Raw genomic sequence first — 21,186 nt, 5'->3', positions numbered from 1 at the left:
ATATGGGTGAGGCAGCCATATCAATATTGGACACTCCAAGCGCGCTTCTGGTGTCCTCTCGGTCATGGCACCACAAACGGGGACAATACGACGACGGCCGCGGTCGCGAGGGTGGCCGTGGATCACGGCGGGGCTCTTGGTTCCCGCCGTCGCGGCGGGCGGCGTGATCTGGGCACTGCGTACGCAGGGCACACCGGAGGAGATGGCCGACCGGTATCTCACCGCCTGGACCGCGCAGGACTATGCGGCGATGCGGGCGCTCGTCGCCGACCCGCCCGCCGACTTCGAGGCCCGGCACCGACGGTTCCACAACGACCTCAAGGTCACGGAGGCGACCTTCCGCAGACACGTGCCGACGGGGGTCTTCGCGGCCACGGCCGAGGACATGGGCGGCGTCGTGACGTTCCAGGCCAGGCTGAGCGGGCGGCAGCTGGACTGGGACTACGGCGGAGAGCTCAGGTTCGTCGAGCGGGACCGCACGTGGAAGGTCGCCTGGAGCCCGGCCGCCCTGCACCCCCTGCTCAAGGCGGGCCACTCGTTGCGGGTGGTCGCGGAGCAGGGCGACCCGGTGCGGGTCCTGGCCGCCGACGGCACCCCCCTCAACACCCCGGACGCGCCCGGCTCGGTGCAGCAACTCGTCGAGGGCCTCAAGCAGACCTACCCCGACCGCTTCAAGGCCCCCGCCCGCTACAGAATCGACCTCTACCAGGGGGACCAGCCCATCAAGACGGTCGTCGAAGCAGGCGGGAACCGGCCGCTCAAGACCACGCTCGACCTGGCCGTCCACCGCGCCGGGGCGGCGTCTCTGGAGGGCGTGCGCAAGCCGGCCTCGCTGGTGGCGCTGCGGGCCTCGACCGGGGAGATCCTGGCCGTGGTCAACAAGCCGGGTGGGTTCAATCGGGCGTTGCTCGGCAAGTATCCGCCGGGGTCGACGTTCAAGGTCGTCACGGCCTCCGCGCTGGTCGCGGGCGGGGTCTCGCCCGGGGAGCAGGTCGCGTGCCCGGCCGAGAAGAACATCGGCGGCTTCCCGTTCCACAACGCCGGCTTCAAGGACTATGGAACGTTGACGTTCCAGGAGGCGTTCGCGCACTCGTGCAACACGACGTTCGGTGAGATGAGCGTGGCCTCGCTGGGCGGTGCGCGGCTGGCCGAGGTCGCCAGGAGCTTCGGCTTCGGGACGGCGATCACGCCCGGCGTGCCCGCCGTACGGGCCGAGTTCCCCGACCCCAAGGACGACACCGACCTGGCCTCCGCCTCGATCGGTCAGGGCCGGGTGCTGGCGAGCCCGCTCAACATGGCCTCCGTGGCCGCGGCCGTCGCCTCCGGCGCCTGGGTCCCGCCCCGGCTCGTCAGCGAGGAGCCGACCGGGCAGGACTCTGGGCCCCGGCCCCTGGAGCCCGCCGTGGTGTCCGCACTGCGCAAGCTCATGCCCGCCGTCGTCACGGACGGCACCGCCCACGCCGTACGCTTCCCGGCGGGCGCGGCCGGTAAGACCGGCACGGCCGAGTACGGCTCCGGCAAGGAACCACCCGCGCATTCGTGGTTCATCGGCTACAAAGGCGACCTGGCGTTCGCCGTGATCGTCGAAGGCGCCGGCGCCGGCTCCGCCGTGGCCGCCCCCATCGCCTCCCGCTTCCTCACCGCCCTACCCTGACCCGTCCCGCCGCCCCGTCCCGCTTGGTCGCGCCCCTTCGGCCCGCTCCGGTCGTGTTGCGTCGGGCCGGTCGGGCCGGTCGGGCCGGTCGGGTCGGTTGGCAGGCGCTATCGCGGCGGGGCGGGGGCCGGGCGGCTTTGTGGTCGAGCCGGGGAAGTGAGTCCGGCGACCGCGGCCACCACTTCCGAGGCGTTGGAGAGGTCCGGCAGGACGACGTCGGCGCCGGCCTCCCGAAGCTCGCTCGCCATCGAGCGCCCCGAGGCAACGCCGATCATCGCCGCGCCGCCGATCTTGGCGGCCTGCACGTCCCGCGTAGAGTCCCCGATCATCACGGTGTTGGCCGCCGTGAACGCGGTCCCCAGGCGCTGCTTGGCCCGTCCCTGGGCCACCTGGAGCAACGTCGCCTTGGGATAGGGCTCCTCGCCGTAGCCTCCGAGCTCGAAGTCGATGTATTTGTCGAGCCCGAACGCCTTCAGCTTGTGCACGGCGTTGCTCTTGATCGTGCCGGTCAGCACGGTCTGCACCACGCCGTCCAGCCTGGACACCGACTTCAACGCGTCCCTGGCCCCCGGCATCATCCGCCCTTCCTTGGCCAGCCGCCCGCGCCGGTCGGCGAAGGCTGCGGCGAGCGCCGACAGGAACCGGGGCAGATGATCGTCCTCGGCCTGGATCCCGTTGACGGCGAGCGTCTCGAAGACGATCTCGGAGTCCGGGCGGCCCATCGGCGCTACGAGTTTGACCAGCGGCCGGCCGGTCACGGCGCGGAAGGCTTCCGCGTAGGCGTCTCTGGACACGATGGCGACGTCGACCAGGGTCAGGTCGACGTTCCACAGCACAAGGCGATTAATGGCAGCCTCCTGAGGGGGACACTGCAAGGGTACGGGCGGCGCCCGGCCGACGTTCGCCCCGTGCGCGATTTCGGTGGTATTAGGCGTAATCCAGGGCGTCGGCCAGCGTGTCGACCACCGGCAGCCCGGTGCTCTGCAGCTCGGCCCGCGTCGTCATGCCACCGGTGTAGAGCACGGCCTTGGCCCCCACATACTTGGCCGCGAGCCCGTCGTCCACGCTGTCGCCGATCACCAGGATGTCGCCCGGGTCCATGCCCATGGCCTGGATGTGGGCCGTCATGTGCGCGGCCTTCTCGCCGCCCGTGGTGCCGAGCAGCCCGTCGATCCTGGTGAAGTGCCTGCTGATGCCGAACGAGTCGACCTTGGGCACCAGGTGCGCGTGCGGCGCCATCGAGCAGAGCGACTGGCTGCCGGTCCAGCCGGTGAGCACGAGCTCGGCGTCGGCGGCCAGCCCGCAGGCGTCGCTCAGCCGGTAGTAATGCTCGTGGAACCCGTCGTCCAGCAGCTCCCACTCGCCGTCGGCGAGCGGACGGCCCAGCAGGCGCTCGTAGGCGACCCAGATGGGCCGCGTGTAGACGGCTCGGAAGCCGTCGGCGGTCAGCGCGGGCAGCGCGTATGGCTTGAAGACCTCGTTGGTGGCCCCGACCACGGCGTCGATGTCGTGGAACAGCGTGCCGTTCCAATCCCAGACAATGTGCTTCGTCATTTCGCGTCCAGCCTAGTGGGTGGCCGTGACATTCCTGTGAACGGCGAGGGGCCTCGACCGGTCGGGGCCCCGCGCGCAGGCGGGGGAGCTCACGATGAGGGTGACCTCAGCAGGTCCGGGATCTCTTGCGTCGCGTACCACATGAGCTCGTGCGCCTCCGCCCCGTCCACCGTGAACCGGGCGTCGTCGTCGCCGTGGTCGGCGGCGGGCAACGCGCCGATCGCCGCCTCGATGTCGCGAGTCGCGGCGGAATCGTCGATGTGCACCGAAGCCACCTTGGCCAGCGGGACCGGCTCGGACAGGCGGACCCGGGCGCGTTCCTCGAGATCGACGCCCGCGGAGATCGAGCCGTCCGGTACCTCGGCGGCCACCACCACGCGGCGGGGCGCGGCCGCCACGCCGTCGGCGCGGTCGGCGGCCAGCATCCGCAGCGAGGCGCGGGCCGCCTCGGTCAGTGCGACGTATTCGAGCTCCTCGGTGTCCCCCGAGGCGTACCACTCGGTCAGGGCGGGGGTCACCGCGTAGCCGGTCAGCGGGGCCGGGCCCAGCTCTCCCGCTTCGACTGCCCTGGCCAGGGCCGGGAGAGTGCACGGCAGATAGACGCGCATCAGGAACCTTTCGTGCTTTCTGGCCGAGCTCCGCTCGGCGCGCTGAGACGGAGGTCCTCGCTTGGCCGCGAATCCGTCTCAGCCGTTGAGGTCACTATGATGCCCGCCGCAACGTGAGGCGTAGGAGAGACTCGAGTTCCGAAAGGGTCGAGTCCGTGTCGCGGTGGTGGATCCCGGTCATGCCGAGCGCGCGGGCGGCCACGATGTTGGCCTCGATGTCGTCGATGAACACGCACTCCTCGCCCGGCAGCCCGACCTGGCCGAGCGCGTAGTGGAAGATGCGCGGCTCGGGCTTGCGCATGCCGATCTCGCCGGAGATCACCACCGCGTCGAAGAGCCCGTCCCAGTCGTCCCGCGGGTATTCATTGGACCAGGAGTTGGACACCAGGCAGGTCTTGACGCCGTGCTCGCGCACGTCGCGCAGCATGTCGTACATCGCCTCGACCCGCTCGAACCCCGCGAACATGCGGGCGAGCAGCCCGTCGGCCACCGGCGGCACCCCGTCCAGGGTCTGCAGGCGGGCGGCGAGATCGCGCTCGAAGGAGGGCCCGTCGAGCTCGCCCCGTTCGAGCGCGTGGATGGTGCTCTCGCCGTCGCCGTTGTAGGCGTGGTCGACCATCTCGCGCATCACGTGGCGATAGTGCTCGCCGTCGATCCGGTCCGCTTCGATCCATTTGGCGATGGCGTCGGAGAGGCTGGTCGTGAGCACCCCACCCCAGTCGATCAGCACACCCGTGACCACGAACACCTCCTGGCTCGAATCTCGTTCTAGGGTAAGACCTCCGCGGGATCGGCGGGCCCGGCGACATGCGCCACCGACGCCGATGGCCGGTCGCCCGGCGGTCGACCCGCTCACGACTTATTTTCCGAAATGACGCATTTAGTGGGACTCATTAGATCGACGAGCTTTTGCTTGCCAAAACCTCCATTGGAGGTGGATTCTCGGCGATCCGGGTACGCGTCGATATATGAGCACAAAGGTACGGGGAATTGCCGCTCTGGTTCTCGCCTTCGGCCTGCCTTTCCTGGTCAGCAAGCCCACCGGAGCGGAGGAGGAAATGGGCACGGAGACGGCGGTCCTGAAGCCGGGCGACCGCGGCGAGAGCGTCACGCTGCTGCAGCAGCGGTTGCACAACCGCGGCTACTACTACGGCAAGATCAACGGCGTCTACGACGAGCAGACCATGTTCGCGGTCTGGGCCGTGCAGAAGAGCGGCGGGCTGAGGCCGAACGGCACGGTCGGCCCGGAGGTCTGGAAGGCGCTGGAGGGGCCGAGCCGCAACCGCCCCATGGTGCCCAACGGGGGTGCGGACAGGGTCGAGATCGACCTGCGCGACCAGCTGCTCACCGTCTACCGCCACAACCGGCCGGTCCTGATCTCGCACATCTCCTCGGGCGCCGAGAAGCCGTTCTGCCTCAACGGGCACTGCGGGAGCGCGGTCACCCCGACCGGGGACTTCCGCGTCACGCGGCGGTCGCCCGGCTGGACGACCGGGCGGCTGGGCGCGATGTACAACTCGCTCTACTTCGTCGGCGGCGTCGCGATGCACGGTGCGACGCGGGTGCCGCCGTGGCCCGCCTCGCACGGCTGCGTACGCCTGCCGCTGGCCGTCTCCAAGCGCCTGTACGAGATCGTCGGGATCGGCGACCGCGTGTACGTGCGCGGCAAGATCTAAAAGCCCTGGGGAAGCCGGAAGAGCCTGCCCGGGTCGTAGGTGGCCTTCACCTCGGCCAGCCGCGCCGCGTTCGGCCCGTAATACGCGGTACGCCAATTTTCCAGATCAGGGTCGATGTAATTCACGTAGGCATTAATGCCGAAATATTTGGACATGTCGGTGTGGAGGGCGCGCAGCCACGACCGCTCCATTCCGTCCTGGTAATACTGAACGCTGAAAAGCGCCGCCCGATGCGGGAACGCCGTCGCCGTCGGATCCACCCGGCGGATCGCGCCTCCCATGGCGTCCATCAGCACCATGTGCCGCCCGCCACGAGCCACCCCGCTCACCAGCGCCCGGATCCCGTCCTCGGGCAGGCTTCGGTACGCCATGTGCGACTTGGCGGAGAACGTCGTCCGCGGGATCCGCCGGCACTCGGCCACCGGCTTCGACGAGCAGCCACCCATGATCTTCATGGCCTCCAGATGGGAGACCGTCCGCGCCGAGCGCGACGAGGGCCGGCCGATCCGCCGCACGAGCGGGGCCAGCAGCCGGTCGAGCGAGGACTTGCCGCCGAGATAGGTGCCGACGAGCTCCACGTCCAGGCCGCTCCCCGACCGCGCCAGGTGCAGCGACGACCACAGCTCGTCGGGCGCCGACGGGGCCCACGACTGCCACGCCCGCACCGCCGCCCGCGCCCTGGACCATGGCCAGTGCAGGAAGAACACGGTCGCGTCGCCTGTCTCGAAGGTCCGGAACGTGAAGGACACGGCCACGCCGAAGTTGCCGCCGCCACCGCCCCTGCAGGCCCAGAACAGCCCGGGATTGCGGGTGGCGTCGCAGTCCAGGACCCGGCCGTCCGCCGTGACGACCCGTACCGACTCCAGGGCGTCGCAGGTCAGGCCATGCTTGCGGGACACGACCCCGAGCCCGCCGCCCAGCGTGAGCCCGCTGATCCCCACCGTGGGGCAGGTGCCCGCGGGCACGCTCACGCCGTGCCGGGACAGCCGGTCGTAGACGTCGATCAGCTTGGCGCCCGCGCCGATCGTGGCCCGGCCGTTCGCGTAGGCGACCGAGCTCATCCTGGACAGGTCGATCACCACCCCGGTGCCGGTGGACCAGCCCGCGTACGAGTGGCCGCCCGAGCGGGCGGTGACGGGGACGCGGGCGGCCTTCGCGAACGCCAGGCACGCCGCCACGTCGGCCGCGTTCTCGGCGTACACGACCCCGCCCGGCCTGATGCGGTCGTAGGCCGGGTTGTACAGGCGGCGGGCGGTGGCGTACCCCGCGTCCCCCGGAAGCACGAGCGTCCCCGCCAACCGCCGGCGCAACCGCGCCCAATCGGGCGGCGGGGCGGCCAGTGCGGCCAGCGGGGCCAGTGCGGCGGCACGCAGGAAACCGCGCCGGTCCACGGGCGTCTCCCGGCGTGGCGAATCCCGGCGGTCCATCGGCGCCTCCTCGTCATCGACGTCAATCGACTGGTGAGACGCCCGGATGGCCCACCGGGTTCGGCACTGCCCATGCGTTCACCCAGAGGTCATCCGGCCGTCCCTCGGGCTCTCACGCTCGGAGCGGCGCCTACCCGCGTCAGCCGTGGCACACTCGAACCTGCTTTCATCATGCCGTCCTTGACCAGCCGCAACGGCGATCCGCTCGTCTTCGGTCCCGGTCCGCCGTGCCCGTCGCCGCTGCTGGAGGCCAGCCGGAGGGCCAGCGCCGGGCACATCTCGACCGCCCGCCGCGCCTCCTTGGCCATCCACCCGGGGACGCTCCTGAACGACGGGAACCCGTAGTCGTCCAGGTCCACGAACTCGGGCAGCAGGTGCGCGCACAGTCCGTGTCCCTGGCAGCGCGACCAGTCCACCTCCAGGCGATAGGCGATCTCGGCCTCGCGCTCGGGCATCGGCAGCACACCGCGCACCGGCCGCCCGCACGAGCCGTGCTCCAGGTGGATCGCGATCTCGGTCTCGAACGCGTCCAGCGCCGACAAAACGAACTTCGCCGTGCCGTCCGGGTGGAAGCACGCGCCGCGCCGCTCGACCAGGCGTACGGACCGCCGGATCGCGTCCACGGAGCCCTTGCCCTCGACGAGGTCGCACATGAGCCTGGCCACGTCCGGCAGGCCGAGGCGGCACGGGCCGCACTGGCCCGCCGACTCGGCGGCCAGGTAGGAGGCGACCCTGGCGGCCTCGCCCAGCGAGCACGTGGACTCGCCGAGCGGGACGATGATCCCGGCCCCCAAGGTGGCGCCGGCGGCCTTCATGCCCTCGCGCGAGATCACGGCCGTCTGGACGGCCTCGGCCGACACCCACGCGCCGTGGTAGCCGCCGATGAGCACGCCGTCGCCGAGGTCGGCCTCGCACAGGTCGAGCACGTCGGCCAGCATGGTGCCGGTCGGCGTCTCGATGACCGCCCCGTGGGCCGCGCCGCCGCTGACGGTGAGCAGGATCGTGCCGGGCTCCTTGCCGGTGCCGACCTCGGCGTACTTCTGCGGCCCGTACTCGGCGAGCAGCGCGAGCTGCGCGTACGTCTCCGTGTTGGACAGCAGGGTCGGCAGCCCGTCCACGCCGCTCGTCGCGGCCCGCCTCTTGCGGCCGGGCGGGATGCCCATCTCGCCGTTCACGGCGTTGACGAGCGCGCCGCCCTCGCCGGAGATGAACCGCTCCTTGATGCCGACCACGCGGATCGGCACCCGGCTCTCGGCCCCGCCGGACACGTTCGCGGCCCGGCGCTCGGCCACGGCGGCGGCGACGGACGCCTCGGCGACCTCGCCCCCGGCCGTGGCGAGCACCACCTCGCGGGCGCCGAGCGCCTCGGCGGCCAGCACCGCGCCGTCGAGGACCAGGTGGGGGTTGCGGGTGAGCAGCATGGCGTCCTTGGAGCTGGCCGGCTCGCCCTCGGCCCCGTTGACGAGGATGACGCACTCGCCGCCCGGGCCCACCGCGTCGGCGACGGCCCGGAGCTTGCGGGCGAAGGGGAAGGCGGCGCCGCCCCGCCCGCGCATGTCCACCTCGTTGGCGTACGAGATGAGCTCGTCCAGCGTGCGCGGCTCCACGACGCCGTGGAGCGTGCGGTGGGCGGGCAGGTCGAGGCGGCGGCAGTGGTCGAGCCCGGCGGTCAGCCGGGCCGGACCCATGCGTAACACCCGTGGCACTCGAGCCGGAATCACGGTCGCTCCTTTGCGATGACGTTCGGGTTCATCCGGCCTCCCGGTATCTGCGTCGAGCCTCGGCGAGGCTCACCGGTGCGTTCGTCCTGGCCGACTCGGCGGCCGCCCTGGCGGCCTCGGCGGCGGCCGCGTTCCGCGTCGCGGCCGTCTCCGGCCGTTCGGCGGGCACGCCGACGGCGGCGGGGGAGGTCACCGCGGGCGCTTCGACCATCTCGGGTACGACCGGCGGCCGGCGCAGCGAGGCCAGCACGCGCACGATCAGCGCCCCGCCGACCGCCGCCAGGCTGGCCACGTAGGACCAGGCCACCCATCCGGCCGGCGGACGGCCGGCCGTCAGTCCGTGCATGATGCCGATGGGCCAGGCCACGTATGCGGACGAGTGCAGCACCCGCCACATCCACGGCTTGGCCCGTACGGCGAAACGCCCCCTGAGCATTCCCGTGACCACGGCCACGATCATCAGATCGAAGGCCAGCGTCCCGAGTGCCACGTAGATCCCGGCCACCGGCACGACCGCGGCCCCCAGCGGCACGTGCCCCAGACTGATCATGAGTGAGATGTGCGTGACCAGATAGGCCAGCCCGATGAGGGCGGTGGCCCGGTGCGCGAGCTGTGCCCTGACCCGGTTGGCCGGCGACAGGAAGACGCGTTCCGTGGTGATGATGCCGAGTGCGACCGTAGCGGTCAGCAGCACCAGAGCGAACACGCCCGCGTAGTACTCGAGGAAGCTCACCCCGCGGCCGAGCAGCGCGATACCGCGTTCCGTCCTGGTCAGCGCGAACGCGGACAGCAGGAGGGCCATGACGGTCGCGCTTGCTCCCAGCCGGATGCTTCGGGTATCCAGCATCGTGGGAGCGTGCCGGGGGTGTCGTCTGTGGAGCATCTCATTCCCTCCAAGGTCGAGTGAGGGTGCGACTCGGAAGGCGGAATTGCCCTTCAGGGCGCGGTTTTCAGGGTCAGCAACGGCGGCCCCGGTTGATGCAATCGACGACGAAGCGCATCAGCCGATCGGGCATGACGTTGGCGAAGTCGGCGTGGTCGGTGACCGGGTTGTGCTTCTGCTCAGGGAAGGCGTCCACCGCGAATGACTGGCCCTGCGGCACGGAGTACGCGAGGGTCATGCGAAGCTGCGGAATCGCCCGAGTGCCCTGAGGACAAGCACCGTTCTGGCCGGGGAAGACCACGTGTGTGCGGTGGTTGGCGCTGTCGGTGTTCTGACCGTCCCAGCAACTGGGGAAGTCCAGAATACGAAGAACGAGGCTGCCGCGCGGGCAAAGCGGGTATTTGTCGGTCGCTATACGGTTTTGGAATCCCGTGCAGCTCCACGCGGCCCGCGCGTTGGCCCCGCCGTTGGTGGCGGCCTTGGCGTCACCGGTGATCAGCCTGAGGAACCTCGGCATGGCGACGACCCTGGAGGTCGCGTTGCCGCGGAACTGCAGCTGCACCGCGCGGGCCGTCAGCGCCTGGCCGACGTTGCCGTCGGGGTCGTTGGAGTTCTGGTCCGAGTTGCGGTCTCTGAGCACGGGCCAGAAGTAGGTTGACCGGTCGTTCAGCCGGCAGGTGGTGCCCGCCGCCGCCAGGCTCTCATCGGTGGAGAACGCGTCCGTCGACACGTTGCCCACGTAGTCGTGCAGGTGGTGCGCCCCGTTGCTCACGCCGGGGGCGACGATGAAGTTGTCGGGGTTGTTGTGGCGGTTCTCGTTGCGGCCGCACTGGGAGACGAACGTGCCGCGCGAGCCGCTCCTGCCGATCCGCGCGCCGAGCTGGCGCGGCGGGACCTGGCGGATGTCGATGAAGTCCTCGGGGAAGGGGCCGAGGTCGGCGCACGCCTCCTCCTCGCCGTTCCCGGTCTCGGTGGGCGAGGGCGACGCGGTTCCGCTCGGCTGCTCGTCGGGGGTCTCGGACTGCGTCGGGGTCGGTGTGGCCGTCCTGGTGGGCCGGCCGCGGCGGGAGAACGTCGAGGCGCTCTGCTCCTCCTCGGGAGCCTGGGCCTGGTCGTCGCCCTCGGGGGTCTGCGTCTGGCCGTCGCCCTCAGGGGCGGGAGACGCGGCCGGGTCCAGGATCGCGGCGCCGCCGCCCTGGGGAGCCTGCTGATCGGCGTCCTGCTGCTGGCCGGTGCCTTCCTGCTGGCCCTGGTCCGGTTGCTGTCCTTGGTCCTGCTGCTGGCCCTGGTCCGGTTGCTGTCCTTGGTCCTGCTGCTGGCCCTGGTCCGGTTGCTGTCCTTGGTCCGGTTGCTGGTCTTGATCCTGCTGGTTCTGGTTCCCGTTCCGCTGCTGCGCCGAGGGGCTCGGGCTCGCGGTGGCCTCTCCGGGGACGCAGTGGTCGGCGATCGCCGGGCCGACGCCGATCACGGCCGCGGACACCAGCCCGGTGGCCGCCATGGCCAGGACGGACGCGGCCGCGGCCATGCGTCTGGATCTACTCATATGTGTCTCCTTGTTTCGACCGCCAGAGCGACGGGTGGTGCAGGCGGGGGCGTTGGGGCCTCGGGCAACTGGGTGTGGTCGACCAGGCCGGTGGACTCCAGATACGCCATGTGGCGCATGACGAAGTTGATGCCTTCCTGGGCGAACTTCCGTATCTCGGAGTTCCGGGTCCCGGACCGTACGCCCGCCACGACGGTGAAGACCTTGCCGTGCGCGGCACGCAACAGGTTCACGTAGTCCTTGTCGAAGGCAGGGCCGCTCTCGGCTGCCAGCTGCGCAAGCCACCGCTGCTGATCGGCGTTGGGCTCGTCGGGCAGGGCCACGCCGAGCTTCTTCGCCGCTTGGCGGGTCATCTGGTCCAGCCTCGCGTGCTCCTCCATGATCAGCCTGCCGACTTCCTTCACGCGCTGGGACTCGGCGCGAGTCCTGGCGTAGTCGCCGGCGGGCATCTCCCAGAGGCCTGCCTGTCGCACCTTGACCAGCAGGTCGCGGTCGGCTGCCGTGAGCGGTCCCGCGGGTGTCTCAGTGAACTGAGCGGCCGCGGGGTCGATCGACGGCGGCATGACCAGCACGATCGTCACCGCAGCGGCTAGGACGAAGCCGCCGAGCATGAAGAGCTCGCCACGCAAAAGCCTGTGCATGGTCGGAGGTACGCGAGCTTCCCGGGCCAGGTTCACCTATGGCCGGAGATAGTTAGAAATGACTGGAGTTATCGGAGTGGCTACCGAACCAATAACAAAGGTGTAAAGATGTGCCCCGTGCTAGGTCACCTCGACGGCAGGTTCGAGAGTGCGGATGCCGAGGCGGAGCACCGCATTGCGGTGCTTTACCAGGAGTTCGGCGGCCCTCTGCTGCGCCACGTACGCAAATCTACAGGTAACGACCTTCAATGGGCTGAAGACGTCGTGCAGGAGACGCTCGTCAGAGCCTGGCGTAACTCGGCAAGACTGCAATGGGAACCAAGCCTCATATGGGCGTGGCTACTGACAGTGGCCCGCCGCATCGTTATCGATGGGCGTCGGCGGAAGAGCGTGCGGCCTCACGAGGTCGAACCGCCCGAAGTCGACATGATGGCGGTGCCCGACGGCTCGGAGCGAGCCCTCTCGGCGATCGTTGTCGCCGACGCGCTCCGCAGTCTGTCCGAAGAACACCGCGAAGTCATTGAGCAGACCTACCTTCGAGACCGTACGATAAGTGAAGCGGCGGAGATTCTGGGGATCCCGCCGGGCACGGTGAAGTCCCGGCTCTACTACGGGATCCGGGCTCTCCGCGAGCTGCTGCGGGACAAGGGGGTAGCCGGCTGATGCATGACGAGGTGGCCGCCTACGTCCTTGGTGTCCTCGATGAAGAGGAGCACGAGGCGTTCGAACGCCACCTCGACACGTGCGAGCAGTGCCAGGCGGAGCTCATCCAGCTCGCCGAGCTGCCCGATCAGCTCGACGCGCTCAAGAACACCCCCTCGGCCTCCGACGACGACCCCCCGATGTCCATGTCACGTTGACGTCTGTCCCCTTTTCGGGTGGTATCGGTACGGCGAGGCTTTACGCCCGGCAACCGGAAAGCCGGGTGGTTCAGGGGGAGGTGTTCGGTGGGCATCGACGGTGATGCGCCCGGTCCCCCGGATCGGCAGTTCGGAGAGGAAGGCGGCCGGCTGTCGTACGGCGGCTACCTTTGCCTGCCCGCGTTGCTCGCGCAGCAGCAGCCGCAGTCCGAGGCGCCGGACGAGCTGCTCTTCATCACCATCCACCAGGTCTACGAGCTGTGGTTCAAGCTGCTGCTCCACGAGTTGGAGGCCGCTCGCGCCGCCATGTTCGGCGGCGAGCTGTGGCAGGCCAGGCACCTGTTCCAGCGGGTGCACGCGGTCGAGCGGGTGCTGATCGAGCAGATCGAGGTCCTGGAGACGATGACGCCTCAGGACTTCCTGGTGTTCCGCGCGAAGCTGGCGCCGGCCAGCGGGTTCCAGTCGGTGCAGTTCCGCGAGCTGGAGTTCCTGTCGGGGCTGAAGGACGAGCGCTACGTCGGCAGCTTCCGCCATGCCTCGGACACCGAGCTCACCAGGCTGCGCCGCAGGCTGGAGGAGCCCACATTGTGGGATGCTTACCTCGCCGCCCTCGCCCAGCGTGGCCTGCCGGTCTCGGACGACGAGATCATGGCCTCGCTGCTGGCCGTGGCCAGAGACCGCCGGTCCCACGACGACCTGTGGCAGCTGGCCGAGGACCTCCTCACCCACGACGAGACCACCGCACTGTGGCGGATGCGTCACGTTCAGATGGTCGAACGCCAGATCGGCACCAAGTCCGGCACCGGCGGCTCGACCGGCGCGCCCTATCTGCGCAGTAGGGCGCGCCTGCACTACTTCCCGCTGCTGTGGGAACTAAGGGCCTGGCTATGAACGCCACGGCGAACCCTCACAAAGGAGTGAGACCTACGATGCCCCTCGACGAGGCCAAGGATGAGCTGCTGCAGCGAGCCGCCGAGAGCTGTGCGGCGAGCAGCGAACACGTGACCACCGAGGAGGCGCTGTCCTTCCTCCGGTTCTACTACCGTTACGTGGCGCCCGAGGACCTGCTCGACCGCAACCCGGTCGACGTTTACGGCCCCGCGATGTCGCAACGCCAGCTGGCCGAGGTCCGCCCGCAGGGCCGGGCGGTGGTCCGGGCCTATGCGCCCACCTTGGAGGAGCACGGCTGGGACCCGGGGCACTCGGTGGTCGAAGTGGTCACCGACGACATGCCGTTCCTCGTCGACTCGGTGACGATGGAGCTCGACCGGCACGACCTGGGCACCCACCTGGTGGTCCACCCGCAGATGCGGGTGCGCCGCGACATGACGGGCCGCATGCTCGGCCGCGGCCAGGAGGACGTCACCGGCCAGATGCTGGTCGAGTCGTGGATGCACATCGAGATCGACCGGCAGTCCGATCCCGCCGTGCTCAAGGGACTCGAGGCCGACCTCCAGCGGGTGCTCGAAGATGTGCGCCACGCCGTCGAGGACTTCAGGAAGATGCGGGCACTGGCCGTGCAGACCGCCGAAGCCCTGAGCATGAACCCGCCGCCGCTGGAGCCGGCAGAGGTCGAGGACAGCATCGACCTGCTGCGCTGGCTGGCCGACGGGCACTTCACCTTCCTCGGTTACCGGGAATACCGGCTCGAGGACACCGACGAAGGCGAGGCGCTGCGCTCGCTGCCGGGGGCGGCGCTGGGCATCCTGCGTGACGACAGGCCCGGCTCGGCCAGCTTCTCCGTGTTGCCGCCCGAGGTGCGGGCCAAGGCACGCGAGAAGCACCTGATGATCATCACCAAGGCCAACTCCCGTGCCACCGTGCACCGGGCGACCTACCTCGACTACATCGGGGTCAAGACGTTCTCGCCCGAGGGCGAGGTGATCGGGGAGCGGCGCTTCCTCGGCCTGTTCACGCATGTCGCCTACAACGAGTCGATCTCCAGGATCCCGGTGCTGCGGCGCAAGCTGGCCGACGTGCTCGACGCGGCCGGGCTGCAGCCCGACAGCCACGACGGCAAGGACCTGATCGAGATCCTCGAGACGTTCCCGCGCGACGAGCTGTTCCAGACCTCCGTCGAGCAGCTGCTGCCGATCGCCATGGGCGTGTTGCGGCTGCGTGAGCGCAAGCAGGTCAAGCTGTTCCTGCGGCGCGACGACTACGGACGCTACATCTCCTGCCTGATCTACCTGCCGCGTGACCGCTACACCACCAAGGTGCGGCTGAAGATGCAGGAGGTGCTGCTCAAGGCCCTGGGCGGCAAGTCGCTGGACTACAGCGCGATGATCGGCGAGTCGGTGCTCGCCCGGCTGCACGTGGTGGTGCGGGGCGAGCGGGGCAGGCAGCTGCCGCCGCCGAGCGGGGACGTGGAGGAGCTGGAGGCCAGGCTGGCCGCGCTCACCCGTTCCTGGGAGGACGACCTGGCCGCCGCGCTGGGGGAGATGACCTCCGAGGAGGAGTCGCCCGCGCTCATCCGGCGGTACGCGTCCGCGTTCCCCGAGGGATACAAGGCGGACTTCCCGCCCAAGGTGGCCGTCGTGGACCTGCGCCGCCTGGAGGAGCTCGCCGCCGCTGGCGACGACGAGCAGGTCGGGATCAACCTCTACGAGCCGTACGACGCGACTGAGGGGGAGCGGCGGCTCAAGATCTACAAAGTCGGCTCGCCCATCTCGCTGTCCCAGGCGCTGCCCCTGATCCAGCGGCTCGGCGTCGAGGTCGTCGACGAGCGGCCCTACGAGATCGAAAGGGACCCGGAGCGGCGAGCCGGGCCGGAGAGCGCGAGGAACAAAGCCAACGGAGGCCCGAGGGAGCGCGACCATGAACTCGCCCCCAACACCAAGAACGCCTGGATCTACGACTTCGGGCTGCGTTACACGCCCTCCGATGAGGTGGACAGGAACGACTTCAAGCGGCTGTTCCAGGACGGGCTCACCGCGCTGTGGAAGGGGCGGGTGCAGGCCGACGACTTCAACGCGCTCATCCTGCAGGCCGGGCTGACCTGGGAGGAGGTGGAGATCCTCCGGGTCTACGCCACATACCTGCGCCAGGCCGGGAGCACGTTCTCACAGTCCTACATCGAGCGGGTGCTGAACGGCAACGTGCGGCTGGCGCGGCTGCTGGTGAGCCTGTTCGAGGCCAAGCTGGATCCGCGGCGGAGCGACGACGTGCGGGCCGAGCTCCTGGATGCGCTGCACGAGGAGGCCCTGGGGGCGCTGGACGAGGTGGCCTCGCTGGACGAGGACCGCATCCTCCGGGCGTACCTGGAGATGATTCAGGCGACATTGAGGACGAATTACTTCCAAACGGTAAATGGACGGCGCAAATCGTACATTTCACTTAAGTTCGATCCGCAGGCCATCAGTGTGCTGCCGCTGCCGCGGCCGAAGTTCGAGATATTCGTTTACTCGCCCCGGGTCGAGGGCGTGCATCTGCGATTCGGGAAGGTGGCGCGCGGCGGGCTGCGGTGGTCCGATCGGATGGAGGACTTCCGGACGGAGATATTGGGCCTGGTTAAGGCGCAGATGGTGAAAAACACCGTCATTGTCCCGACTGGGTCCAAAGGTGGATTTGTCGTGAAACGTCCGCCAGTGGGCGGCACTCGCGAGGCTCTGCTCGCCGAGGGCGTGGCCTGCTACCGGACCTTCATCTCTGGGCTGCTGGACGTCACCGACAACCTCGTGGACGGCAAGGTCGTGCCGCCGCCCGACGTAGTCAGGCACGACGGCGACGACCCCTACCTGGTCGTGGCGGCCGACAAGGGCACCGCCACCTTCTCCGACATCGCCAACGGCGTGGCCAAGGACTATGGGTTCTGGCTGGGCGATGCGTTCGCCTCCGGCGGGTCCGTCGGCTACGACCACAAGGCCATGGGCATCACCGCCCGGGGCGCGTGGGAGTCGGTCAAATACCACTTCCGCACCATGGGTGTGGACACGCAGACCACCGACTTCACGGTGGCCGGCATCGGCGACATGTCGGGCGACGTGTTCGGCAACGGCATGCTGCTGTCCCAGCACATCCGGCTGGTGGCCGCGTTCGACCACCGGCACATCTTCGTGGACCCGTCCCCGGACGCCGACCGCTCGTACGCCGAGCGGCAGCGCCTGTTCAACCTGCCGCGCAGCTCGTGGGAGGACTACGACACCAAGATGATCTCGGCGGGCGGCGGCGTCTTCCCGCGTACCGCCAAGTCCATCCAGATCACGGCTCAGATGCGCGAGGCGCTCGGCATCCCCGCCGGGGTGAGCTCGCTGGCGCCGAACGACCTGATCAGCGCCATCCTGCGGGCCCCGGTGGACCTGCTGTGGAACGGCGGCATCGGCACGTACGTGAAGGCCGCCTCCGAGTCCCACACCGACGTGGGTGACAAGGCCAACGACGCGCTCCGGGTCAACGCCGCCGACCTGCGCTGCAAGGTCGTCGGTGAGGGCGGCAACCTGGGCTTCACCCAGCTGGCCAGGATCGAGTTCGCGCTGAACGGCGGGCTGGTCAACACCGACTTCATCGACAACTCGGCCGGGGTGGACACCTCCGACCACGAGGTGAACATCAAGATCCTGCTCGACCAGGTCGTCCGGGACGGCGAGCTGACCGACAAGCAGCGCAACCAGGTCTTCACCTCGATGACCGACGAGGTCGCGGCGCTGGTGCTGCGGGACAACTACGCGCAGAACGTGGTCCTGGCCGCCGCCCGTGCCCAGTCCGTCGAGATGCTCCACATCCACGCCCGCTACCTGCGGCGGCTGGAGCGCGAAGGGCTGGTCAACCGGGAGCTGGAGTTCCTGCCCTCGGACAAGACGCTGGCCGAGCGCCGCCAGGCCAGGCTCGGGCTCACCGCGCCCGAGTTCTCCGTCCTGCTGGCCTACACCAAGCTGGTGGCCGACGCCGAGCTGCTCGCCTCCGACCTGCCCGACGAGCCGTACCTGGAGTCGTGGCTGGTGTCGTACTTCCCGTCGGACCTGCGGGAACGCTTCAGGACCTACATGGACGGGCACCCGCTGCGGCGGGAGATCATCACCACCTGTGCGGTGAACGAGCTGGTCAACTTCATGGGCACCACGTTCATGCACCGCTTCGCCGAGGAGACCGGCGCCTCGACGCCCGACATCGCGCGGGCCTGGCTGGTGGCGCGGGAGGTCTTCGACCTGCCGTCGTTCTACCGGGCCGTGGAGTCGCTGGACAACAAGGTGAACACCGATGTCCAGATCGCCATGTTGCTGGAGGCCCGCAAGCTCGTCGAGCGCGGCACCCGCTGGCTGCTGGTCAACCGGCGCCCGCCGCTCGACCTGGCCGGTTCCGTCAGCTTCTTCACGAAGGGCGTCAACGGGCTCGTCGCGCACATCCCGAAGATGCTCACCGGGCCCGACCTGGCGGCGTACGAGGAGCGCCGGGACTCGTTCGTGGCCCGGGGCGTGCCGCTGGAGCTGGCCGAGCGGGTGGCCGGCATGGTGCCCGCGTACTCCACGCTGGATCTGGTCGAGGTCTCCTCGCTGACGGGACGGCCGGTCAACGAGGTCGGCGAGGTCTACTTCGACCTGGCCGACCGCCTCCAGATGGCCCGCCTCAGGGAGCGGATCATCGCCCTGCCCAGGGACAACCGGTGGAATTCCATGGCCCGCTCGGCCCTGCGCGACGACCTGTACGCCGCGCACGCCTCGCTGACCAGGGATGTGCTGGCCCACAGCAAGCCGGGGCTGCCCCCGGAGGAGCGGCTGGCCCGCTGGTCCGAGGCCAACTCCGCGGCCGTCTCCCGGGCCAGGCAGACGTTGTCGGAGATCTGGGAGAGCGACAACTTCGACCTGGCCACGCTCTCGGTCGCGCTGCGTGCCATCCGCACGCTGGTAGCCGCCAGCAACCTCCCGCACACGGAGGCGTAGCCCTTCGCCATCGGCGCTGCGACGGCTCTGTCCGCCGCCGCAGCGCCATGGGCCGTCACGGCGCCGCTCCCAGGCGTGTGCTCAGCCGACGCGCCGCAGGGCGCGCTCGCGGCGGGCGGCCACGCTCGACCCCGACTCCCCGCGTGCCATCCTCCGCAATACCACCGGCGCCACGAGCAGCCCGAGCACCGCCCATGCGCCCAGCACGCCGGCGGTCTCCAGGTGCCGCCAGGACTCGCCGATCTCGATGGCCGCCGCCGAGTCGGGCAGCAAGGCCGAGCGCATGCCCAGCCCCATCCAGTAGACCGGGAAGATCTGGGCGATCCACTGGAGCCACTCGGGCAGTGCGGTGATCGGATAGAAGATGCCGGAGATCCCGATCACGCCGAGGAACGGCAGCTGGAGCAACCCCTGGGCCCGGGCGCTGGCGAACGCCGAGCCGAGCACCGCGCCGATGGGCAGCGTCGCGACCAGGCCCAGCACCAGCACCCAGGCCAGGGTCGGCCAGGAGCCCGGGCCGACCGCCAGGCCCTCGACGATGAGCACGCCGGGCACCAGGAAGATCATCAGGTCGGCGAGCAGGCCGCCGGAGACCGAGATGACCTTGCCGATGAGGTAGGCCGGCATGCCGTGCGGAGTCGCCTTGGCCCTCAGTAACGTGCCGTCCTCGCGGTCGGCGGTCAGCTGCTGGCTCATGCTGATCATGCCGACCGCGGCGTTCATCCCGAGGATGCTCGGCAGGGCCAGGGTGCTGAGCAGGAGCCCGCTGGAGCCGAACGACAGGTCCCTGATGAAGAACATGGTGGCCACCATCAGGCCGGGCCAGAGGACATGCGAGAAGAGCTCGGGCCCATTGGTGAAGGACTGGCGCAACTCGATCAGGCCGCGGGACCAGCCCGCGCGCAGTGCCGTCGTGGTGGGGTTCATCGGCTCGCCTCCGGGGTCGATTCGGCCTGGCGGACCAGGGTGAGGTACGTCTGCTCCAGCGAGGCCCGGTGGATCTCGAGCTCCTGGACGTCGTCGCCGTACCGGGCGAACAGGTCCTGGGCGAACCGGGTCGAGTCCGCTGTCTTCTGGACGAACCGCTGCCCGTCGAGGAGCCAGCGCACCTCGTCCTCACCGGCGATCCGCCGCGCCAGTTCGCCGGCCGTGCCATCGGCGATGATCCGGCCGCCGTTCAGCACGACGATGCGGTCGGCCAGCTTTTCGGCCTCGTCCAGATCGTGGGTGGTGAGCAGCACGGTGGTCTCGTGGGCGTCGACCAGGCCGCGTACGAGGTCGTGGAACTCGCTCCTGGCCTGCGGGTCGAACGACGCGGTCGGCTCGTCGAGGAACAGCAGCTCAGGGCGGCCCACGATGCCGATCGCCACGTCCAGCCTGCGCCGCTGGCCGCCGGACAGGGTCTTGATCTTCTTGCCCGCCTGCCCGGTGAGGCCGATCGCCTCGATCAGCTCGGCGCCGTCCCACGGCCGCCGAATGTGGGGGGTGGTGTAGCCGGCGTAGTAGCCGCCGAGGTGGTCCAGGAGCTCGCGGACCCGCCAGTTGCCGTGGTCGCGCCAGGACTGCAGCACGACCCCGAGCCGGGCCCGCCACCGCTCGTCGCCGTGCGCGGGATCGGCGCCGAGCACCTCGACCCGGCCCGCCGAGCGGGTGCGGAAGCCCTCCAGGATCTCGATCGTGGTGGTCTTGCCCGCCCCGTTCGGCCCTAACAGAGCCACGACCTCGCCGTGGCGGACCTGGAACGTGACATCGTGCAGCACGTCGACCGGGCCGTAGCGCATGCGCAGCCCGTCGACGTCGAGCGCGGCTTGGTCGCTCATCGTCATGAAATGACCTCTCTTCGTGATCGGATGTCCCCGTGACGGGACGCGTGCCGGCGGCACCCGTCGCGAGGGCATGACACATCGCGACCCGAACCGGCCGGACCGCATCGCTACGCGTGGGCGGTCCGCGGCAAGGGCCGGGACGACAGGGGGATGGGGTGGTGAGAGCTGGTAGCTCGGAGACCCGAGCTACCAGCTCTCGTGGGCGAGGGTCTCCCGGGCGCGTGCCATCAGGTCGGCCCGGTCGGCACCGACCAGGGTGAGTGCGCGGGGCACGGTGCCGATCTCGGTGTCCAGGATGCCGAGCAGCAGATGCGCGGGTCGCAGGTCCTTCTTGCCGGTGGCGGCGGCGAAGCCGCGTTCCAGGGCGAGCCTGGCCGAGGCGCCGATCTTCGGCAGCTTGGGGTCGCGGCTCGGCTTCGGGAGGTCGTAGGAGGCGAGAGACACCCCCACCGTGCTGAGGCTGTGCTCGAACTCCCGGTCCAGCGCCTCCCTGATCGCCTGCCGTCCCAGGCCGGCCGCGAGCAGCACGCGGTGCGCGGCGGTGCCCTCGTGCGCGGCGATCGCCAGCAGGAGGTGGTGCGCTTCGATCACCGCGGAGCCGTCCTCCAGCGTCTCCGCCCCGCCTCCCACGATGATCGCCTGGATGTAGTGGTCGATCGCGCTCATTGTCGTCTCCTCAACGTGACGCCGGCCGCGATGAGCCGCTTGGAGTGCTTCTTGTGGACCGCCTGCCGGGTGACGCCGAGCGCCTCGGCCACGTCGGGCCAGCTCCAGCCCGCCCGCATGGCCTGCTCGACGGCGGCGTCCTCCAACTGGTCGGCCAGGCGCCGCAACGCCATCACGGCCGCGAGCGCGTCCGCGGGGTCTTTGGGTACGGAAACATCATCTGCCGGCATACAAGCAACCGTAGTTGACTA

At 69.8% G+C, this 21,186-nt stretch carries 19 protein-coding genes; 6 read left to right on the top strand and 13 right to left on the bottom strand.

Going from position 1 to position 21,186, the window contains the following annotated elements:
* Nucleotides 1-136: 136 nt before the first annotated feature.
* The gene (locus tag Q9G87_RS26935; protein WP_305919255.1) at nucleotides 137-1,654 is read left to right on the top strand and encodes a penicillin-binding transpeptidase domain-containing protein; all 1,518 of its coding nucleotides are present in this window, start codon (nucleotides 137-139) and stop codon (nucleotides 1,652-1,654) included.
* 107 nt (nucleotides 1,655-1,761) lie between these two features.
* Here Q9G87_RS26935 and Q9G87_RS26930 read toward each other — a convergent pair whose 3' ends face one another.
* The 4 genes from Q9G87_RS26930 to Q9G87_RS26915 all read right to left on the bottom strand — a co-directional run bounded on the left by Q9G87_RS26930 (nucleotide 1,762) and on the right by Q9G87_RS26915 (nucleotide 4,558).
* Nucleotides 1,762-2,490, bottom strand: a complete 729-nt coding sequence (locus tag Q9G87_RS26930) for an HAD family hydrolase (RefSeq protein WP_305919254.1) — start codon at nucleotides 2,488-2,490, stop codon at nucleotides 1,762-1,764.
* Nucleotides 2,491-2,581: 91 nt separating this feature from the next.
* Nucleotides 2,582-3,208, bottom strand: coding sequence for an HAD family hydrolase (locus tag Q9G87_RS26925; protein ID WP_305919253.1), 627 nt, complete (start codon nucleotides 3,206-3,208; stop codon nucleotides 2,582-2,584).
* A gap of 89 nt (nucleotides 3,209-3,297) precedes the next feature.
* On the bottom strand, nucleotides 3,298-3,816 hold the full coding sequence (locus Q9G87_RS26920) for a DUF6912 family protein (RefSeq protein WP_305919252.1): 519 nt from the start codon (nucleotides 3,814-3,816) through the stop codon (nucleotides 3,298-3,300).
* A 94-nt stretch (nucleotides 3,817-3,910) separates the two neighbouring features.
* Nucleotides 3,911-4,558: an HAD family hydrolase gene (locus tag Q9G87_RS26915; RefSeq protein ID WP_305919251.1), complete on the bottom strand. Its 648-nt coding sequence runs from the start codon at nucleotides 4,556-4,558 to the stop codon at nucleotides 3,911-3,913.
* 226 nt (nucleotides 4,559-4,784) lie between these two features.
* Here Q9G87_RS26915 and Q9G87_RS26910 point away from each other — a divergent pair, with 226 nt between their 5' ends.
* Nucleotides 4,785-5,492, top strand: coding sequence for a L,D-transpeptidase family protein (locus Q9G87_RS26910; protein WP_305919250.1), 708 nt, complete (start codon nucleotides 4,785-4,787; stop codon nucleotides 5,490-5,492).
* On the opposite strand, the gene Q9G87_RS26905 is transcribed toward Q9G87_RS26910, so the two are convergent.
* The 5 genes from Q9G87_RS26905 to Q9G87_RS26885 form a co-directional block, all read right to left on the bottom strand.
* Nucleotides 5,489-6,919, bottom strand: a complete 1,431-nt coding sequence (locus Q9G87_RS26905; protein ID WP_305919249.1) for an FAD-binding oxidoreductase — start codon at nucleotides 6,917-6,919, stop codon at nucleotides 5,489-5,491. The genes Q9G87_RS26910 and Q9G87_RS26905 overlap by 4 nt on opposite strands.
* An 89-nt stretch (nucleotides 6,920-7,008) precedes the next feature.
* Nucleotides 7,009-8,640: an NADH-ubiquinone oxidoreductase-F iron-sulfur binding region domain-containing protein gene (locus Q9G87_RS26900; RefSeq protein WP_371825827.1), complete on the bottom strand. Its 1,632-nt coding sequence runs from the start codon at nucleotides 8,638-8,640 to the stop codon at nucleotides 7,009-7,011.
* Between the two features lie 28 nt (nucleotides 8,641-8,668).
* Nucleotides 8,669-9,487 carry a hypothetical protein gene (locus Q9G87_RS26895; protein WP_305919248.1) on the bottom strand — a complete coding sequence of 273 codons (819 nt, stop codon included), beginning with the start codon at nucleotides 9,485-9,487 and terminating at the stop codon, nucleotides 8,669-8,671.
* 109 nt (nucleotides 9,488-9,596) lie between these two features.
* Nucleotides 9,597-11,066, bottom strand: coding sequence for a DUF1996 domain-containing protein (locus tag Q9G87_RS26890; RefSeq protein WP_305919247.1), 1,470 nt, complete (start codon nucleotides 11,064-11,066; stop codon nucleotides 9,597-9,599).
* Entirely contained in the window at nucleotides 11,063-11,707 is a 645-nt protein-coding gene (locus Q9G87_RS26885) for a DUF4142 domain-containing protein (RefSeq protein WP_305919246.1), read from the bottom strand. The genes Q9G87_RS26890 and Q9G87_RS26885 overlap by 4 nt, the downstream gene beginning before the upstream one ends.
* A gap of 117 nt (nucleotides 11,708-11,824) precedes the next feature.
* Here Q9G87_RS26885 and Q9G87_RS26880 point away from each other — a divergent pair, with 117 nt between their 5' ends.
* From Q9G87_RS26880 to Q9G87_RS26865, 4 genes are all read left to right on the top strand, one after another.
* Nucleotides 11,825-12,370, top strand: coding sequence for a sigma-70 family RNA polymerase sigma factor (locus Q9G87_RS26880; RefSeq protein ID WP_127939938.1), 546 nt, complete (start codon nucleotides 11,825-11,827; stop codon nucleotides 12,368-12,370).
* A complete protein-coding gene (locus tag Q9G87_RS26875; RefSeq protein WP_305919245.1) occupies nucleotides 12,370-12,567 on the top strand; it encodes a zf-HC2 domain-containing protein in 198 nt (65 codons plus the stop codon). The genes Q9G87_RS26880 and Q9G87_RS26875 overlap by 1 nt, the downstream gene beginning before the upstream one ends.
* A gap of 87 nt (nucleotides 12,568-12,654) precedes the next feature.
* Nucleotides 12,655-13,458 carry a tryptophan 2,3-dioxygenase gene (locus Q9G87_RS26870; protein ID WP_305919244.1) on the top strand — a complete coding sequence of 268 codons (804 nt, stop codon included), beginning with the start codon at nucleotides 12,655-12,657 and terminating at the stop codon, nucleotides 13,456-13,458.
* A 38-nt stretch (nucleotides 13,459-13,496) separates the two neighbouring features.
* Complete coding sequence (locus Q9G87_RS26865; RefSeq protein ID WP_305919243.1) at nucleotides 13,497-18,443, top strand: NAD-glutamate dehydrogenase; 4,947 nt, start codon at nucleotides 13,497-13,499, stop codon at nucleotides 18,441-18,443.
* An 81-nt stretch (nucleotides 18,444-18,524) separates the two neighbouring features.
* Here the strand turns inward: Q9G87_RS26865 and Q9G87_RS26860 are convergent, their stop codons facing one another.
* The 4 genes from Q9G87_RS26860 to Q9G87_RS26845 form a co-directional block, all read right to left on the bottom strand.
* On the bottom strand, nucleotides 18,525-19,370 hold the full coding sequence (locus Q9G87_RS26860; protein WP_305919242.1) for an ABC transporter permease: 846 nt from the start codon (nucleotides 19,368-19,370) through the stop codon (nucleotides 18,525-18,527).
* On the bottom strand, nucleotides 19,367-20,269 hold the full coding sequence (locus tag Q9G87_RS26855) for an ABC transporter ATP-binding protein (protein ID WP_452450090.1): 903 nt from the start codon (nucleotides 20,267-20,269) through the stop codon (nucleotides 19,367-19,369). The genes Q9G87_RS26860 and Q9G87_RS26855 overlap by 4 nt, the downstream gene beginning before the upstream one ends.
* A 186-nt stretch (nucleotides 20,270-20,455) precedes the next feature.
* The gene (locus Q9G87_RS26850; RefSeq protein WP_305919241.1) at nucleotides 20,456-20,935 is read right to left on the bottom strand and encodes a Clp protease N-terminal domain-containing protein; all 480 of its coding nucleotides are present in this window, start codon (nucleotides 20,933-20,935) and stop codon (nucleotides 20,456-20,458) included.
* Nucleotides 20,932-21,165 carry a hypothetical protein gene (locus Q9G87_RS26845; RefSeq protein WP_305919240.1) on the bottom strand — a complete coding sequence of 78 codons (234 nt, stop codon included), beginning with the start codon at nucleotides 21,163-21,165 and terminating at the stop codon, nucleotides 20,932-20,934. Before Q9G87_RS26845 ends, Q9G87_RS26850 begins: the two co-directional genes overlap by 4 nt.
* Nucleotides 21,166-21,186 lie beyond the last annotated feature (21 nt).

This window comes from Nonomuraea turcica (assembly GCF_030718205.1).
Taxonomy (GTDB): Bacteria; Actinomycetota; Actinomycetes; order Streptosporangiales; family Streptosporangiaceae; genus Nonomuraea.
This window is presented reverse-complemented; position numbering and strand designations above follow the sequence as displayed.